The organism is Variovorax paradoxus (genome assembly GCF_022009635.1).
GTDB lineage: Bacteria > Pseudomonadota > Gammaproteobacteria > Burkholderiales > Burkholderiaceae_C > Variovorax.
On record NZ_CP091716.1, the window covers coordinates 861,374 to 878,916 of the forward strand.

Annotated in this window: 14 protein-coding genes; 6 read left to right on the forward strand and 8 right to left on the reverse strand. The window is 69.5% G+C overall.

The features are described from left to right. Positions 1 to 23: 23 nt before the first annotated feature. The 7 genes from L3V85_RS04300 to argE all read right to left on the reverse strand — a co-directional run bounded on the left by L3V85_RS04300 (position 24) and on the right by argE (position 9,818). Positions 24 to 926: an SDR family oxidoreductase gene (locus tag L3V85_RS04300; protein ID WP_237678171.1), complete on the reverse strand. Its 903-nt coding sequence runs from the start codon at positions 924 to 926 to the stop codon at positions 24 to 26. 46 nt (positions 927 to 972) lie between these two features. Beyond that, the gene (locus L3V85_RS04305) at positions 973 to 2,925 is read right to left on the reverse strand and encodes an acetyl-CoA carboxylase biotin carboxylase subunit (RefSeq protein WP_237678172.1); all 1,953 of its coding nucleotides are present in this window, start codon (positions 2,923 to 2,925) and stop codon (positions 973 to 975) included. Next, positions 2,922 to 4,532: an acyl-CoA carboxylase subunit beta gene (locus tag L3V85_RS04310; protein ID WP_237678173.1), complete on the reverse strand. Its 1,611-nt coding sequence runs from the start codon at positions 4,530 to 4,532 to the stop codon at positions 2,922 to 2,924. Before L3V85_RS04310 ends, L3V85_RS04305 begins: the two co-directional genes overlap by 4 nt. Positions 4,533 to 4,628: 96 nt before the next feature. After that, a complete protein-coding gene (locus L3V85_RS04315) occupies positions 4,629 to 5,405 on the reverse strand; it encodes an MHYT domain-containing protein (RefSeq protein ID WP_237678174.1) in 777 nt (258 codons plus the stop codon). Positions 5,406 to 5,539: 134 nt separating this feature from the next. Continuing rightward, positions 5,540 to 7,255: a hypothetical protein gene (locus L3V85_RS04320; RefSeq protein ID WP_237678175.1), complete on the reverse strand. Its 1,716-nt coding sequence runs from the start codon at positions 7,253 to 7,255 to the stop codon at positions 5,540 to 5,542. 141 nt (positions 7,256 to 7,396) lie between these two features. Continuing rightward, positions 7,397 to 8,620, reverse strand: coding sequence for a DUF445 domain-containing protein (locus L3V85_RS04325; RefSeq protein ID WP_237678176.1), 1,224 nt, complete (start codon positions 8,618 to 8,620; stop codon positions 7,397 to 7,399). Positions 8,621 to 8,651: 31 nt separating this feature from the next. Next, a complete protein-coding gene (argE, locus tag L3V85_RS04330) occupies positions 8,652 to 9,818 on the reverse strand; it encodes an acetylornithine deacetylase (RefSeq protein ID WP_237678177.1) in 1,167 nt (388 codons plus the stop codon). A 134-nt stretch (positions 9,819 to 9,952) separates the two neighbouring features. On the opposite strand from argE, the gene L3V85_RS04335 reads away from it, so the two are divergent. The 3 genes from L3V85_RS04335 to L3V85_RS04345 all read left to right on the forward strand — a co-directional run bounded on the left by L3V85_RS04335 (position 9,953) and on the right by L3V85_RS04345 (position 12,873). Next, positions 9,953 to 10,483, forward strand: coding sequence for a nucleoside deaminase (locus L3V85_RS04335; protein ID WP_237678178.1), 531 nt, complete (start codon positions 9,953 to 9,955; stop codon positions 10,481 to 10,483). A gap of 85 nt (positions 10,484 to 10,568) precedes the next feature. Further along, the gene (locus tag L3V85_RS04340; RefSeq protein ID WP_237678179.1) at positions 10,569 to 11,771 is read left to right on the forward strand and encodes a M20 aminoacylase family protein; all 1,203 of its coding nucleotides are present in this window, start codon (positions 10,569 to 10,571) and stop codon (positions 11,769 to 11,771) included. Between the two features lie 7 nt (positions 11,772 to 11,778). Then, a complete protein-coding gene (locus L3V85_RS04345) occupies positions 11,779 to 12,873 on the forward strand; it encodes a M14 family metallopeptidase (RefSeq protein ID WP_237678180.1) in 1,095 nt (364 codons plus the stop codon). Here L3V85_RS04345 and L3V85_RS04350 read toward each other — a convergent pair. Then, a complete protein-coding gene (locus L3V85_RS04350; protein ID WP_237678181.1) occupies positions 12,863 to 13,993 on the reverse strand; it encodes an ABC transporter substrate-binding protein in 1,131 nt (376 codons plus the stop codon). The two genes, L3V85_RS04345 and L3V85_RS04350, sit on opposite strands and share 11 nt — an antisense overlap. 51 nt (positions 13,994 to 14,044) lie before the next feature. On the opposite strand from L3V85_RS04350, the gene L3V85_RS04355 reads away from it, so the two are divergent. The 3 genes from L3V85_RS04355 to L3V85_RS04365 are packed head-to-tail and all read left to right on the forward strand — an operon-like array spanning position 14,045 to position 17,533. Further along, positions 14,045 to 16,105 (forward strand): molybdopterin-containing oxidoreductase family protein, encoded by a 2,061-nt coding sequence (locus L3V85_RS04355; protein ID WP_237678182.1) that lies wholly within the window; start codon positions 14,045 to 14,047, stop codon positions 16,103 to 16,105. Beyond that, positions 16,102 to 17,226 carry an aminopeptidase gene (locus L3V85_RS04360; RefSeq protein ID WP_237678183.1) on the forward strand — a complete coding sequence of 375 codons (1,125 nt, stop codon included), beginning with the start codon at positions 16,102 to 16,104 and terminating at the stop codon, positions 17,224 to 17,226. Before L3V85_RS04355 ends, L3V85_RS04360 begins: the two co-directional genes overlap by 4 nt. Then, entirely contained in the window at positions 17,219 to 17,533 is a 315-nt protein-coding gene (locus tag L3V85_RS04365; protein WP_237678184.1) for a polyhydroxyalkanoic acid system family protein, read from the forward strand. The genes L3V85_RS04360 and L3V85_RS04365 overlap by 8 nt, the downstream gene beginning before the upstream one ends. Positions 17,534 to 17,543 lie beyond the last annotated feature (10 nt).

The following is a 17,543-nucleotide window of genomic DNA, read 5'->3' on the forward strand; positions in this document are numbered from 1 at the left end:
TTGTGTCTCCGGTCTTTCTTTCTTTACTTTTCCTGGAACACGCGCGGCGTCTGCGCGAGGTGGAATCCGTCGAAGGGCTTCACGGCGGGGCGCTGCCGGGCCTGCGCGTCGGGCAGCGCCATCGGCCAGCCCATGCGCACCTGCGGCCGCGCGCCGTCCACGCGCAGCACGCTGCCGCTGATGAAGCTGGCCGCCGGACTCAGCAGGAAGGCGATGGCGGCGGAGGTCTCGGCCTCGTTGCCGAAGCGGCCCGCGGGCACGGTCTTGCGCATGGCGCGCAGCATGTCGCCGGCCTCGGGCGGGTAGTGGTCCATGCCGCTGGAGGCGATGTAGCCCGGCGCCACCGCGTTCACGCGAACGCCGCTCGCGGCCCATTCGAGCGCGGCGGTCTCGGTGAAGCTCACCATGCCCGCGCGCGCCGCGCCGCTGTGGCCCATGTTGGGCATCGAACCCCACATGTCGGCCACGATGTTGACGATGGCGCCGCCGTTGGCCTGCATGCTCTGCACGAAGCATTCGCGCGCCACCAGGAAGCCGCCCGTGAGGTTGGTGTGGATCACGGCCTCCCAGCCCTTGGCCGAGATGTCGGCCAGCGGCGTGATGTACTGGCCGCCCGCGTTGTTCACCAGCCCGTCGATGCGGCCGTGCGCCGCGACGATGGCACGCACCGCGTCGCGTACCGCCTCTTCCTGGCGGATGTCGAAGGCCTGCGTGGCGGCCTTGCCGCCGGCGGCTTCGATCTCGGCCTTCACCGCTTCCAGCTTCTCGGGCTTGCGGCCGACCAGCACCACCTGCGCGCCGAGCGAGGCGAGCTCGTGCGCGGTGCAGCGGCCGATGCCCGAGCCGCCGCCCGTCACCACGATGACTTGCCCGCCGAAGAGGCCGGGCGCGAAGACGGAGCGGTAGCTCGCAGGGGAGGCGTTCATTCGAGATGCTTTCTGAAAACTGCGGGAAAGGCGGCGACGGGTTTCATCAGGCGTCGGCGATCTCCGCGACCACATGGCGCGCCGCGACCTGCGCGCCCACCGCCACATGCAGCGCGGCGACGCGGCCGGCGCGCGGGGCGCAATGCACATGCTCCATCTTCATGGCCTCCAGCGTGACCAGCGGCTGCCCGGCGGCGACGGTGTCGCCCTCGGCCGCGAGCAGCGCGATGACGCGGCCGTTCATCGAAGCGCGCAGCAGGCCGTCGCCGCCGTCCGCGCCGGCGCGCGCGACCGCGGCATGGGTGAGGTCGTCGAGCTGGAAGGCCTGGCCGCGGAAATGAAAACTCGAGCGGCCCGCATCCCGCACGACGAAAGCCTGCTCGGAAAGCCCGTCGCACGAGAAACGCACCGTGCCGTCGCCGGGCAGCGCGAGCAGGGCGACAGGCTCCGGCGGCGCGCCATCGAGCGCGACGTCGAAGCGGCCCGCGCCGCGCGGCGTCACGCGGGCCTCGTGCACCGCGCCGCCCAGCGCAAAGCGCAGCGCGTTCGGCAGCGTGTGCGCGAGCGGCGATGGCCAGCCGCGCTCGCCCAGTTGCAGCAGCAGTGCGGCCAGCAGCGCGGCTTGCGTGTCGGTGGCCGCGTCGGGCGCGAGCAGCGCATCGAGGTGATCGGCAATGAAGGCGGTGGTCGCGCCGCCGCCGGCGAACACCTCGTGCGAAAGCGCGCGTTGCAGCAGTTGCTGATTGGTCGCGACGCCCAGCGCTACGGTGTCGCCCAGGCCGGCGAGCAGCTTGCGGCGGGCTTCGTCGCGCGTGCGGCCGCTCGCCACGAGCTTGGCGATCATCGAGTCGTAGAACGGCGGCACCGCCGCGCCGTCGCGCAGCGCATGCTCGGTGCGCAATGCCGGCGAAGGCCGCCAGGCGGCGAGCGTGCCGCTCTGCGGCATGAAGCCCTGCAGCGGATCTTCAGCGCACAGCCGCACTTCGATGGCGTGGCCGTCGATGCGCACGTCCTGCTGCGAGAGCGGCAGGGGCTCGCCGGCCGCCACGCGCAGTTGCAGCTCGACCAGGTCCAGGCCCGTCACCGCCTCGGTCACCGGGTGCTCCACCTGCAGGCGCGTGTTCATTTCCATGAACCAGTACTGGCCTTCGGCGTCGAGCAGGAATTCGAGCGTGCCCGCGCCCTCGTAGGCGATGGCTTTCGCGGCGGCGACGGCGGTCGCACCCATGCGTTCGCGCAGCGCCGCGGACACGGCGGGCGAGGGCGCTTCCTCGATCACCTTCTGATGCCGCCGCTGCACCGAGCAGTCGCGCTCGCCGAGGTGGATGGCATTGCCGTGCCGGTCGGCGAACACCTGGATCTCGATGTGGCGCGGCGCGACGATGGCGCGCTCGAGGATCACCGTTGCGTCGCCGAAGGCATTGAGCGCCTCGGACTGCGCGCTCTGCAGCGCCTCGGCGAAGCCTACGGCCGACGCGACCAGCCGCATGCCGCGCCCGCCGCCGCCCGCCGTGGCCTTGATCATCACGGGCCAGCCGATGCGCGCGGCCTCCGCCGCGAGCCTGTCGGCGCCCTGGTCTTCGCCCTGGTAGCCGGGAATGCACGGCACGCCCGCCGCCTGCATCAGCCGCTTGGCGCCGGCCTTGTCGCCCATCGCGAGGATGGCTTCCGGAGAAGGCCCGATGAACACCAGCCCCGCGTCGCGGCAGGCCTGCGCGAACGACGCGTTCTCCGCGAGAAAGCCGTAGCCGGGGTGCACCGCGTCGGCGCCGCTCGCGCGCGCTGCGTCGACGATCGCGGCGATGTTCAGGTAGCTCTGCGCGGGCAGCGATTCGCCGATCCACACGGCTTCGTCGGCCTGCCGCACATGCTCGGCGTCCGCGTCCGCGGTGGAATACACGGCCACGGTGCGCCAGCCCATGGCGCGCGCGGTGCGCATCACGCGCACGGCGATCTCGCCGCGGTTCGCGATCAGGATCTTGCGGAAATTCGTGTTCATGGCCGTGCCACCGAAAACTGCATGGGTTGCGGCACGCGCGCATCGGCGTCGCGGCATACGGAAAGAACCTCGGCCAGCACCGCGCGCGTGTCGCGCGGGTCGATCACGCCGTCGTCCAGCAGCAGCGCGCTGGTGGTGAAGACGCTCATCTGCCGGTCGAAGCGCTCGACGATCTGCTGTTGCATCGCGTCGATCTTCGCGTGGTCCACCGCGCCCTTGCGCGCCATGCCGGCCTCCATGACGATGGCCATGGTCTTCGCAGCCTGCTCGCCGCCCATCACGGCGGTGCGCGCGTTGGGCCAGCTGAAGCAGAAGCGCGGCGCGAAGCCCCGCCCGCACATGCCGTAGTTGCCCGCGCCGTAGGAGGCGCCGCAGTGCAGCGTGATCTGCGGCACGCTGGCGTTGGTCACGGCCTGGATCATCTTGGCGCCGTGCTTGATGATGCCGGCCTCCTCGTGCGCGCGGCCCACCATGTAGCCGGTGATGTTCTGCAGGTAGACGATGGGCGTGCGCGACTGGCAGCAGGCCTGGATGAAGTGCGTGGCCTTGGTCGCGCCGTCGGAGTCGATCGGGCCGTTGTTGGTGACGATGCCCACCGCGTGCCCTTCGAGCCGGATGTGCCCGCAGACGGTGGCGCTGCCGTAGTGCTCGCTGAACTCCAGGAACTCCGAGCCGTCCGCGATGCGCGCGATGACCTCGCGCATGTCCACCGGCCGCCGCCCGTCGCTGGGCATGATGCCGAGCAGATCTTGCGCGTCGTAGCGCGGCGGCGCGAATTGGCGCGGCGCCTCGCCGCGCGCCCAGTCGATGCCGCCGAGGATCGAGCGCGCGATGCGGATGGCGTCGCGGTCGTCCTCGGCCAGGTAGTCGCCCAGGCCCGAGACGTGGGTGTGCATCACGGCGCCGCCCAGTTCTTCTTCGGTGGCGATCTCGCCGGTGGCGGCCTTCAGCAGCGGCGGACCGGCAAGGAAGGCGCGGGTGCGGTCGCGCACCATCACGATGTAGTCGGACAGCCCGGTCTGGTAGGCGCCGCCGGCGGTCGAGGAGCCGTGCGTCACCGTCACCACCGGCAGCCCGGCGGCCGACAGGCGCGCGAGGTTGCGGAAGATGTTGCCGCCGCGCACGAAGTCCTGCACGCGGTACTGCATCAGGTTGGCGCCGGCGCTCTCCACCAGCTGCACGTAGGGCAGCTTGTTCTCCAGCGCGATCTCCTGCACGCGCAGCTGCTTGTCCAGGCCCATGGGCTGCAGCGCGCCGGCGTCGATGCCCGAGTCGGAGGCGTTGACCATGCAGCGCACGCCCGACACCTGGCCGATGCCCGACAGCAGGCCGCCGCCGGGCACGCTCTTCGACAGGTCGGGGTTGTCGTGGCCGAGGCCGGCGAGCGTGGACAGCGGCAGGAAGGGCGCGCCGGTGTCCAGCAGCAGCGCGAGGCGTTCGCGCGGCAGCAACTGCCCGCGTTTGGCGAAGCGCTCGGCCGACGCGCCCGAAGCCGCCGCGGCGCGGGCCTCGTGCGCCCGCACCTGTTCGAGCAGCGCGAGCATGCCGGCGCGGTTGGCCTGGAAGGTGTCGCTGGCCGCGTGCAGCCGGGATTCGATGACGGGCATGAGAGTCTGTGCGGATCGTGTGTTTTCGTTCTGCACGGACTGTAGAAGCGGGCCCCTCGGCCCGCTTGCGCCAACTAGCTGGTTGGCCGGCGCGCGTCAGCTCGGGCGCGGACGCCGCGCGGCGGCGAGCGGCGTGTCCAGGCTGCTGCCGGTGACCACCCAGTAGATGAAGATCAGCACCGCGCCGGCCGTGCCGAACACCGTCAGGCCCATGTAGCTGCCGCCGATGGCCAGCGCGTCGGCGGGGGCGCTCGCGGTGCAGATCATGCTGGCCGCGCTCATGCCCACGTAGTGCATGGTGCATACCGCCACGCCCATCACCGCGGCGGCCGCGACCTGGTGCGTGAACTTGCGCAGGTTGAAGGCCAGCCACAGGGCTGCCGCGGCGGCGGTGACGGCGATCAGCGCCGACAGCCCGACCGTGGCGATGTCGAAGGAAATCGATGCGCGCATGTTCATGGCGTACATGCCCATGTAGTGCATCACGCACACGCCGAGCCCGGCCAGCAGGCTGCCGGCCAGCCAGCCCGAGCGGCTGAAGTGGCGCCGTCCCCCGGCCATGTAGAGCGCGATGCCCGAAATGAGGATGGCGGCCACCAGCGACACCACGGTGAGCGGCATGTTGTACGAAATGGGCACCGGCAGCCGGTACGCCAGCATGCCGATGAAGTGCATCGACCAGATGCCGATGCCGCCCAGCGCCACCGCGGCGCAGGTCACGACGGCGAGATTGGGCTTGCCGTCGGCCCCGATCATGCGCCGCGCGCAGATCAAGGCCACCAGCGAGCCGGCGAAGGAGATGAGGAAGGAGAGGGCCACCATGCCCGGGGTGTATTCGGGCGTGAGCAATTGGCCTACGACAAGCGGAGTCATGCAATTCCCTTTCAAGAAGAAAACGCCTCGCAGACCCCCGACAACCGGATGCGATCGGGACGCCGTTGGGACGTCCCGATCAGTTTGTAATGATTGTTTTAAAAAGTAAACAGGAAAATTACACTTTCTGTTACCTACCTTGCAGCGCGAATTCGATATATCGCGTTGTTGCGATCGGCCGCCATGTAGACGGTGCCATCGGCACCCACCGCGACCCCCGTCACCACGTAGGGCGGCGGCAGTCCGGGCCCGGGCGCCAGGCCGATCGGCAGGTTTTCGGCGACGGTGCGGCGGCTGCCGTTGGCCGGGTCGATCTCCACCAGCCGGCGCGCCGCGCTCTCGGCCACGATGAAGCTGCCCCACGGCGTCTGCGCCAGGCCCTCCGGCAGCGCCAGCCCGTCGGCCACGGTGCGCAACGGCGCGCTGGCGTCCAGCGGAATGCGCACCAGCTTGCCGGCCGCCTCGGTCACGTAGAGCGCGCCGTCCTGGCCCAGCACCATCTGCACCGGGCCGCTCAGGCCGCTGGCGAGCACTGACTTTTCGGCAAACTTAGGCCCGCTGGCGCGGGTGATGCTGCCGGTGGCGATCTCGGCGTAGATCACGCTGCCGTCCGGCATGGGAATGGCGTCGAAGGGCGCCTTCAGGCCGTGGATCACTTCCACGGTCTTGAGCGTCTGGCGGTTGACCAGTTGCACCGAGCCCGTGAACCACGAGCTGAGCGCGAACAGCTTGGGCGACAGGCCGACCGCGAAGGGGTAGTCGAGCTCGGGGTCGCGCTGCATGCGGAACACGTCGTGCACCTCGCCCGTTCGCACGTCGACCCGGCGGAAGCCGAAGACGTCGGCCACCCAGAGGTCGCTGCCCTCGATCTTCATGCCCGCCGGCACCGCCACCTTGCCGCTGGTGAGCGTGCGCAGGCTGCCGGTGGCGGGGTCGAAGGCCTGGATCTCGTTGTTGGCCATGTTCGACACGTAGATCGTGCCGTCCGATGCGATGGCCAGGTTGTCGAGCGAAGGCCGCAGCTGTTTGGCCACCGTCTTGCGCCCGCTGGCCAGTTCCACCCGCACCAGCTCGCCGCTGCGCGCGTCGACCACCCAGAGGTTGCCCTTGCCGTCGAGATTGGCGGCGGCCGGCACCTGGAAGCCGTCGGCGATCACCGCCATGCGGCCGTCGGCGGGATCGATCTTCACGACCTGGCCCTTGAACCACAGCGGCCCGTAGAGCATGCCGTCGGGGCCGACCTCGAAGCCGTTGAAGCCGCCCATGTCCTTCTTGATGAGGCGGGGCGGCTTCTGGCCCGCGCGGTCGATCTCCCACAGCGCGTCGCCCAGGAACACCTGCGAGGCGTAGAGCTTGCCGTTGCGGCGGTCGAAGTCGAGCGAATTGAGGCCGGGCAGGTCCTTGGCGAGCACGCGCAGCGGGGCGCCGTCGTGCTCGCGGTAGCGCAGCTTGCCCATGAGGTAGTTGGTCCAGGCCAACTCGCCGTTCGGGCCCACGGCGATGTCGTCGGCCTGGCCCTCGGGCGCGTCGATCAGCACCTTGGCGGCGCCGGTGGCGCGGTCGACCTCCCACAGCGTGTTGCCCAGCACCGAGCCCGCGAGCAGCCTGCCCTTGGCGTCGATCGCCAGGCCGTGCACGCCCGCGAACGAAGAGGGCGCGACCAGCGCCTCTGGCGCGGCCCACGCCGCGGGCCGCGTGGGCGGTGTCGCCGGCGGGAGCGGCGCTGGCGATGCGACCGAGGTCGGCGCCGACGAGGGTGGTGCCGAGGCCGGCGGCATCACCGTGCCGCAGGCGGCCAGCAGGGCGAGGGGTGCGGCCAGCACGGCGGCGCGAAGGTATCTGCGGGGCATGGGTTCTTCTCCTCTTCTGTTTCTGTATGCGCGAAACAGTCTAGGAGGCGAACGTGTCCACCGCGTCGCGCCAGGGACAGGATGCGGACTTTCGTTCGCTGTGGATTACCCGCGGCCTTCAGCCGCCGTTCAGTCCCGGCGCTAGCCGCGCAGCAGCTGCGTGACGGCGTGGATCAGCAGCCCGACCAGCCCGCCCACGAGCGTGCCGTTGATGCGGATGAACTGCAGGTCGCGCCCGATGTGGCGCTCCAGCTCCACCGTCATCTCCTGCGCGTTCCACTCGCCCACGCGCTGCTCGATGTAGTGGCGGATGTCCTCGCGGTAGCGCTCGATGGCCAGCGGCGCGGCCGCTTCGATCTGCTCGTTGATCCAGCGGCGGATGGCCTCGTCGCCCTGCAGCCGGGTGCCCAGCGCACCGGCCATCGACGCAATGCGCTTGCGGATGGTCGAGTCGTCGCGTCCCAGGTCGTCGTGCAGCCATGCGAGCAGCTCGCCCCACAGGCCGTGCAGGTAGTCGCCCAGGGCCGGGTGCGCGATGAGTTCGGCGCGGATCTGCTCGCCGCGCCGCTGGAAGTCGGGGTCGAGCTTCAGGCGCACCACGAAGTCGTCGACGAAGTGGTCGAAGCGCCGGCGCATCGGGTGATCGGGTTCGGCCGCCAGCTCGCCGATGGTGCGCGCCACGGCCGCCACGATCTTGCGCGTGGCCAGCTTGGCGGCCACCTGGTCGAGGCCCACGTAGCGCAGCGTCTTGATCTCGCGCGCGATGGCTTCGGTGATGTGCGCCTGCACCTCGTCGCCTTCGAGCAGGCCGGCCACCTGCTGCAGCACGTCGTCGAGCAGCGCCTGGTGGCGTCCGCCGGCGGTGAGCGCATCGAGCGCCTGGCCGGTAAGGCGCGAGAGGTCGATTTTCTCGAGGCCGGCGGCAGCGGCGCGGCCCATGAAGTCGCGCACCCGCTCGTCGTCGAAGGCCGTGAGCCCGTAGCGCGTGGCGGCCACGCCCCATTCGCCGAGCTTCCGGCCGCTCTCGGGCCGGGCCAGCCAGCCGGCGATGCGGCCGGCGGTGTCGAATTCCCTCAGCTTGCCCAGCACCTGCGCGGTGCTCAGGAAGTTGTCGCAGATGAAGCCCGCGAGCTTGGCGCCGATGCGGTCCTTGTTGCTCGGGATGATGGCCGTGTGCGGAATCGGCAGGCCCAGCGGATGACGGAACAGCGCCACCACCGCGAACCAGTCGGCAATGGCGCCGACCATCGCGGCCTCGGCGAACGCGGCGACGTAGCCCCAGGCCGGATGCTGCGCATGCAGCACGCTCGCGACGGCATAGAGCACGGCGGCGCCGCACAGCAGGCCGAGCGCGACGCGCTTCATGCGCCGCAGGGCATCGTTTCTTTCCGCCGGTTCAGCCAATGGTCGGCGAGCTGGCCAGGCGCTGCATGAACAGTTCGCAGCGCGCCAGTTGTTCGAGGCTCACGAACTCGTCGGGCTGATGCGCCTGCTCGATGCTGCCCGGCCCGCACACCACCGTCGGAATGCCGGCGTTCTTGAACAGGCCCGCCTCGGTGCCGAAAGCCACCAGCGTGGTGCCTTCCTCGCCCGCAAGGCGCTGCGCCAGCTTGGTGACCGGGTTGTCGGCGGCGCCCAGGAAACTCGGAATCTCGCAGATCGTCTCGAAGCTGAAGCCCGCGTCGGGCGCCACCTTCTTCATTGCCGGTTCGATGCTGCCCGCATAGGCCATCACGTCGGCCTGCATGCGCTTGGCGTCGGCCGTGGGCAGGTCGCGGAATTCGTAGCGGAACTCGGCGTCGCGCGGCACCACGTTGTCGGCGATGCCGCCGTGGAACTGGCCCACGCTGGCGGTGCTGAAGGGCACGTCGAAGCCCTCGTAGCGCGGCTCGTTGCGCTCGAAGTCTTCCGCCATGTCGCGCACCTTGCCGATCACGCGCGCGGCCATCTCGATGGCGTTGACCGACTTCGGCGTGAGCGACGAGTGCGCTTCCTTACCGCGCACGCAGCACTTGTAGCGGTACACGCCCTTGTGCGCGATGGCCGGCACCATGCTGGTGGGCTCGCCCACGATGCAGGCCAGCGGGTTGATGCCGGCGTCGCGCATGTCGGCGATGAGTTCCTTCACGCCGAAGCAGCCGACTTCCTCGTCGTAGCTGAAGGCGAAGTGCACCGCGAAGGGCGAGTCGCTTTCGAGGAAGCGGCCGGCGTTGGCCAGCGCGATGGCGATGAAGCTCTTCATGTCGGCCGAGCCGCGGCCGTAGAGGCGCTCGTTCTGCACGATGGCCGAGAGCGGGTCGACGCTCCAGTCCTGCCCGTCCCAGGGCACCGTGTCGGTATGGCCCGAGACGATGACGCCGGCCGGCTTGCCTTCGCCCAGCGTGGCGAACAGGTTCGCCTTGGTGCGCTCGGCGTTGTAGGTGATGCGGCTTTGCACGCCCAGGGCCTTCAGGTGGCTCTGCGCGAAGTCGATCAGTTCGAGGTTGCTGTTGGCACTGACGGTGTTCATGCGCACCAGGGTCTGGGCCAGCAGGAGGCTTTGGGGGGAAAGCGTGTGGAGCATGCGCAGCATTCTCCCGGAAGTCGGCACGATGCGTGCACATGCCCATGACGCCGGCGCCTGGGCGATGATCGGCCACGCTTGTGGTGCATCGACCCGGGGCGTCTTGCCCTTTCTTTTTTCTCGCGAACATTTCCATGAACGCTCACGCACATCCCTCCGCGCCAGCCACGCCCGCCGGGCTCTCGCCGCGCGACCTCGAACTGCTGCGCATGGCCATCCGCCTATCGGACGAATCGAAGGCGCGCGGGCGCCATCCCTTCGCGGCGCTGGTGGCCGACGAGCACGGCGAGGTCGTCGCCAGCGCCGGCAACAACTCGATGCCGCCCGAGGGCGACCCCACCCAGCACGCCGAACTGGTGGCAGCCGCGCAGGCCGCGCGGCTGCTCACGCCCGAGCAACTGGCGCGCTGCACGTTGTTCACCAGCGCCGAGCCCTGCTGCATGTGCGCGGGCGCCATCTACTGGACCAACATCGGCCGCGTGGTCTATGCGCTGTCGGAACACACGCTGCTGGGCCTGACCGGCGACCACCCCGAGAACCCGACCTTCTCGCTGCCCTGTCGCGAAGTGTTCGTGCGCGGGCAGCACAAGGTCGAGGTGATCGGCCCGCTGCTCGAGGACGAGGCGGCCGCACCGCACCGGGGCTTCTGGCATGCCGCGCACTGAGCGGGTGCGCGCGCCGCGTGCGCGTATCTACGCGGTGCCTCCAGCGGGCAGACTGTATAGACTGGCATTTTGAGACCTCCACGCCATGAAACTCATCGATTCGCTCGTCACGCAGGCGGCCGGCATCGCCGCCGTGCGACGTGACCTCCACGCCCATCCCGAACTCTGCTTCGAAGAAGTCCGCACCGCCGACGTGGTGGCAGGCAAGCTCACCGAATGGGGCATTCCCATCCACCGGGGCCTCGGCACCACCGGCGTGGTGGGCATCGTCAAGAACGGCACCAGCAGCCGCGCGGTCGGCCTGCGCGCCGACATGGACGCGCTGCCCGTCACCGAACTCAACACCTTCGCCCATGCCAGCAAGCACCACGGCAAGATGCACGCCTGCGGCCACGACGGCCACACCGCCATGCTGCTGGCGGCCGCGCAGCACCTGGCGAAGAACCGCAACTTCGACGGCACCGTGTACCTGATCTTCCAGCCGGCGGAAGAGGGCGGCGGCGGCGCCCGCGAGATGATCAAGGAGGGGCTGTTCGAGCAGTTCCCCATGGACGCCGTGTTCGGCATGCACAACTGGCCCGGCATGAAGGCCGGCCAGTTCGCGGTGAGCCCGGGCCCCGTGATGGCGTCGGGCAACAAGTTCTTCGTGAACGTGATCGGCAAGGGCGGCCACGCGGCGCTGCCGCAGACCGGCATCGACCCGGTGCCCATCGCCTGCGAGATCGTGCAGGCCTTCCAGACCATCCTCACGCGCAAGATGAAGCCGACCGATTCGGCCGTGATCTCGGTCACCACCATCCACGCCGGCGAAACCAACAACGTGATTCCCGACAACTGCGAGCTGTCGGGCACGGTGCGCACGTTCTCGCTGGAGGTGCTCGACCTGATCGAGGCGAAGATGAAGCAGATCGCCGACCACATCTGCGCCGCGCACGACGCCACCTGCGATTTCCGCTTCGAGCGCTACTACCCGCCCACCGTCAACACCGAGGCCGAGGCCGACTTCGCGCGCCGCGTGATGGGCGGCATCGTCGGCTCCGAGAACGTGCTGAAGCAGGAAGCGGCCATGACCTCGGAAGACTTCGCCTTCATGCTGCAGGCCAAGCCCGGCGCCTATGCCTTCATCGGCAACGGCGACGGCGCGCACCGCGACGTGCACCACGGCGAAGGCCCGTGCACGCTGCACAACGCGAGCTACGACTTCAACGACGACCTCATCCCGCTGGGCGCCACCTGCTGGGTGCAGATCGCCGAGCAGTTCCTCAAGCCAGCCGCCGCCGCGGAGTGACCGCCACATGATCGCCATTCCCGAAGCCTTTTCGCCGCGCTACGCGCAGGCGCGCCAGAAGTTCCTGCAGGCCTGCGTGAGCGCCGGCCTCACGGTCGAGCCGCATGCGCATCCGCTCAAGGGCCGCGACGGCGAGGAACTGTCGATGGACGTGGCGCTCGACGGCAACCCCGATGCCGAGCACCTGCTGATCGTCACCAGCGCCTGCCACGGCGTGGAAGGCCATTGCGGCAGCGGCGTGCAGGTGTTCGCGCTGCACGACGCCGAATGGCGCGAGAAGGCCAAGGCGCAGGGCGTGGCGGTGCTGTACGTGCATGCGCTCAACCCGCACGGCTTTTCTTATGGCCGGCGCGTCACGCACGAGAACGTCGACCTGAACCGCAACTTCATCGATTTCTCCAAGCCGGTGCCGGTCAACGAGCCCTACGCCAAGCTGCACGAGCTGCTGCTGCCCGCCACCTGGCCGCCCACGCCCGAGAACCAGGCGGCCGTGGCCAAGTGGATCGAGAAGCACGGCGCCACCGCCTACCAGGCGGCCGTGACCAGCGGCCAGTACCAGTTCGACGACGGCCTGTTCTTCGGCGGCAAGGCGCCGACCTGGAGCAACAAGACCATCCGCGGCGTGCTCAAGCGCCATGCGGGAAAGGCCCGGCGCGTGGCCTGGATCGACCTGCACACGGGCCTGGGCCCGAACGGCCTGGGCGAGCGCATCTTCGCCTGCCGCGACGACAAGGTCGCCTACGAGCGCGCCAATGCGTGGTGGGGCACGCCGTCCGCGCCGGTCACATCGATCTACGACGGTTCGTCGACCTCGGCGCTGCTGCGCGGGCTGATGTGGGACGCCATGTACGAGGAGTGCCCGCAGGCCGAGTACACCGGCATCGCGCTCGAGTACGGCACGCTGCCCATCCTGGAAGTGACGGGCGCGCTGCGCGCCGACCACTGGCTGCACAAGCACCCGGAGGCACCGGCCGACCTGGCGGACAGCATCCGCGCGCGGATGGTGGAAGCCTTCTATACCGACACCGATGCCTGGCGCGGGCAGATCGTCAGCCAGGCCCGCCAGGCGATGTTCCAGGCGGTGGACGGACTCAGGTCCTGACCCGGCCGTCTCCGGTCAGCATCGACAGCTCGACGAACTTCGAGCCCACGTGGTTCCTGGCCGAGAACGACACCTCGAAGCCGCCGAACTGCTGGCGGTCGATGCCTTCCAGCCCCGCGATCAGGTTGTCGCGCGTGGGCTTGCCCGACACCTTGCGCAGCCCCTCGGCCAGCACCTTGGCGGCCAGGTAGCCTTCCATGCTCGAGAAATTCGCGCTCGCGCCGTTGCCGGCCTTGCGCACCGCCTCGGTGAACTCGCGCGTGAGGGCGTTGGCCGGGTTGTAGGGCGAGGGCACCACCTGCGTCACCATCACGCCCGCCGCCTCCTTGCCCAGTTCGTCGGCCAGCGCCTGCGTGCCGACGAATGACAGGTTGAAGAAGGTGCCGCCGTAGCCCGCCTTGCGCGCCTCGCGGATGAAGGCCGCGCAAGACTTGTACGCGCTCACCTGGACCACCGCGTCAGGCCGCGCCGCCACGATGGTCTTCACCGCCTGCGCCACGTCCACAGAATTGCGCTCCACCGTGGCCAGCGCCACCGGCTTGAGCGACTGCTGCGCCAGCGCCGCCGTCACGCCGTCGAGCCCGGCCTTGCCGTAGGCGTCGTTCTGCTGGAACACGGCGATCTTCTTCAGGCCCAGGTTGGTGAGCTGCTTGACCACCATCGCGGTCTCGTCGTCGTACGAGGCGCGCAGGTGGAACACGTTTTTCTGGAACGGCTCGCGCAGCGCCATCGCGCCGGTGACGGGGGCGATGAAAGGCACCTTGTCCTTCACCGCCAGTGGCAGCGCCGCCAGGCTGGTCGGCGTGCCGATGTAGCCGAACAGGGCGAACACGTCTTCCTCGATGAATTTCTGCGTGTTGGCGGCGCAGCGGTCGGGCTCGTAGCCGTCGTCGAGGTTCTTGATGACCAGGTTGCGGCGGCCCGGCTGGGCGTTGTACTGGTCCAGGAACAGCTTGGCGCCCTGGTTGAACTGGATGCCCAGCTGCGCGGACGGCCCGGTGAACGGCGCGGACTGGCCCAGCACCAGCGGCGTCTCGCCCTGCGCCCGGGCGATGCCGAAGCCGCCCAGCGCGGCGGCCGCGCCGGCGGCCAGCGAAAAATGTCGTCGATTCATCGTCATGTTGAAAACCCGTTCCCGCGCTCTGACTCGCGCACAAATTAGACTTGCCCGATGCCCCACGCACCGGATTCCCTGCTCGAAGAAGCATCCCCGCCCGTCACGTCCACCGTGCTGGGGGCCTGCCCCCATGACTGCCCGGACACGTGTGCGCTCGTCACCACCGTCAAGGACGGCGTGGCCGTGAAGCTGCAGGGCAATGCCGCGCATTCGCACACCGGCGGCGTGCTGTGCACCAAGGTGTCGCGCTACATCGAGCGCAACGACCACGCCGAGCGGCTGGTCCAGCCCCTGAAGCGCGTCGGCCCCAAGGGCAGCGGCCAGTTCGAGCCGGTGAGCTGGGACGCCGCGCTGGACGACATCGCCGCGCATCTTCGAGTATTACAGGGAAAACCCGAAGTCATTGTCCCCTACAGCTATGCGGGCACCATGGGCCTGGTGCAGGGCGAGTCGATGGACCGGCGCTTCTTCCACAAGCTGGGCGCCACCCTGCTGGACCGCACCATCTGCTCCATGGCTGGCGGCGAGGCCATGGTCTACACGCTGGGCGCCAAGGTCGGGATGCGCATCGAGTTCTTCGCCGAGGCCAAGCTCATATTGATCTGGGGCAGCAACTCCATCGCGAGCAACCTGCATTTCTGGCGCCACGCTCAGGCCGCCAAGCGCGCCGGCGCGCGGCTGGTGTGCATCGACCCGCGCAAGACCGAAACCGCCGACAAGTGCGACGAGCACATCGCGCTGCTGCCCGGCACCGACGCCGCGCTGGCGCTGGCCCTGATGCACGAGCTGATCGTGCACGACTGGCTCGACCACGACTACATCGCCAACCACACGCTGGGCTGGGAGCAGCTGCGCGAGCGCGCACTGCAGTGGCCGCCGTCGCGCGCCGCGCAGGTGTGCGGCGTGCCCGAAGAACAGATCGTGGCGCTGGCCAAGGCCTACGGCACCACCAGGCCGGCCGCCATCCGCCTGAACTACGGCATGCAGCGCGTGCGCGGCGGCGGCAACGCGGCCCGCGCCATCGCCTGCCTGCCGGCGCTGGTGGGCGCCTGGCGCGATCGCGCGGGCGGCCTGCTGCTGAGCAGTTCGGGCCACTACCCGGTCGACCGCGCCGCGCTGCAGCGCCCCGACCTGCTGGCCGGGCGCAAGCCGCGCACCATCAACATGAGCACCATCGGCGACGCGCTGCTGGACACGGCCAACCCGGTGAAGGCCATCGTGGTCTACAACAGCAACCCGGTGGCGGTGGCGCCCGAGTCGGCCAAGGTGGCGGCGGGCTTCGCGCGCGAAGACCTCTTCACCGTGGTGCTGGAGCAGTTCCGCACCGACACCGCCGACTACGCCGACTACCTGCTGCCAGCCACCACGCAGCTGGAGCACTGGGACATCCACTGCAGCTATGGCCACACCGACGTGCTGCTGAACCGCCCGGCCGTGGCGCCGCGCGGCGAGGCCCGCAGCAATGCCTGGGTGTTCCGCGAACTGGCGCGCCGCATGGGCTTCACCGAACCCTGCTTCTCCGATTCCGACGAGACGCTGTGCCGCACCGCCTTCGCTGAAAACGCCATCGACTTCCCGCAGTTGCTGGAACAAGGCTTCACCAGCGTGAAGCTGCCGGAAGCGCCTTTTGCCGAAGGCAAGTTCCCCACGCCTTCGGGCCGCTGCGAATTCTTCAGCGCGCGGCTGGAAGCCATGGGCATGAACGGCCTGCCCGACCATGTGCCCAACTGGGAGCCGGCCGGCAGCTCGACCGAATTCCCGCTGGCCATGATCTCGCCGCCGGCGCGCAATTTCCTCAATTCGACCTTCGTCAACGTGACCAGCCTGCGCGCCATCGAGGTCGAGCCGCTGCTGGAGATCCACGAGGCCGACGCCGCCGCGCGCGGCATCGAGGACGGCGCGCTGGTGCGCGTGTTCAACAAGCGCGGCGAGCACCGCTGCCGCGCCGAGGTCTCGCGCCGCGCGCGGCAGGGCGTGGTGCACGGCATGGGCATCTGGTGGCGCAAGCTCGGCATGGACGGCACCAACGTCAACGAGCTCACCAGCCAGCGCCTGACCGACATCGGCCGCGGTCCCACCTTCTACGACTGCCTCGTCGAGGTCGAGAAGGCGTGAAGCTGCTTTCGGCGCTCGCGCTGGCCGGCTCGGTGTTCCTGACCGGCTGCGCCGACCTCGGCTACTACTGGCAGTCGGCCAGCGGCCACATCGGCATCATGCGGGCCGCCAAGCCCGTGCCCGAGTGGCTGGCCGACCCGTCGGTGTCCGCGGCGCTGAAAGCCAAGCTCGAACTCACGCAGCGCATCCGCCGCTTCGCGTCCGCCGAACTCGGCCTGCCCGACAACCCCAGCTACAAGTCGTACGCCGACCTGCACCGCGCCGCCGCCGTGTGGAACGTGGTGGCCGCGCCGCCGTACTCGCTCACGCTCAAGAGCTGGTGCTTCCCGGTGGCGGGCTGCGTGGGCTATCGCGGCTACTACGACGAAGCCCTGGCCAAGGCCGAGGCCGAGGCGCAGAAGAAGGAAGGCATGGAGGTTGCCGTCTACCCCGTGCCCGCGTACTCCACGCTCGGCTGGATGAACTGGGCCGGCGGCGACCCGCTGCTGTCCACCTTCATCGGCTATCCCGAAGGCGAGCTCGCGCGCATCGTGTTCCACGAACTCGCGCACCAGGTGCTCTACGTGCCGGGCGACACGGTGTTCAACGAGTCGTACGCCACGGCGGTCGAGCGCATCGGCGGCGCCTTGTGGCTGCAGCGCGAGGCCGGCGAGCCGGCCCGCCGCGAATACGCGCAGTTCGACATGCAGCGCCAGGACTTCCGCGCGCTCGCGCTCGATACCCGCCGCGCGCTCACGCAGGTCTACGAGTCGCCCGAAGCCAAGGCCAAGGACTGGGCCAGGGTCGAGGTCATGAAGCAGGCCGCCATGGCCGACTTCCGCGAGCGCTACGCCAAGCTGAAAGCCGGCTGGAGCGGCCCGCGCCAGAACGCCTACGACGCCTGGGTGGCGCGCGCCAACAACGCGGCCTTCGGCGCGCAGGGCGCCTACGACGACCTGGTGCCGAGCTTCGAGCAACTCTTCGAGCGCGAGGGCCACGAGTGGCCGCGCTTCTACACTGAGGTCAAGCGCATTGCCGCGCTGCCGACCGAGCAGGAGCGCCGCGCCGCGCTGGCGTCGGCCAGCGGCGTCCTGCAGACCCATTCCAGCCCCAAAGACAACAAGGAAAATTCCGGTGCCTGACATCCATATCGAACGCAACCACGCGCTGGGCATTGCCGGCGCACGCGAAGTCGCGCGCAAGTGGGTGAAACAGGCCCAGGAGGAATTCGGTCTCGAATGCGCCTACACCGAAGGCAAGGACCGCGACGTGGCGCAGTTCACACGGGCCGGCATCGACGGCACGGTCGAGGTCACGGCCAGCACCTTCACGCTCGACGCGACGCTGGGCTTTCTGTTCAGCAGCTTCAGCGAGGTCATCGAGCAGAAGATCACGCGCAACCTCGACGCGCTGCTCGGCGCGCCCGGCGGCGGCACCCGCCTGGCCTGAGCGGTCCGGG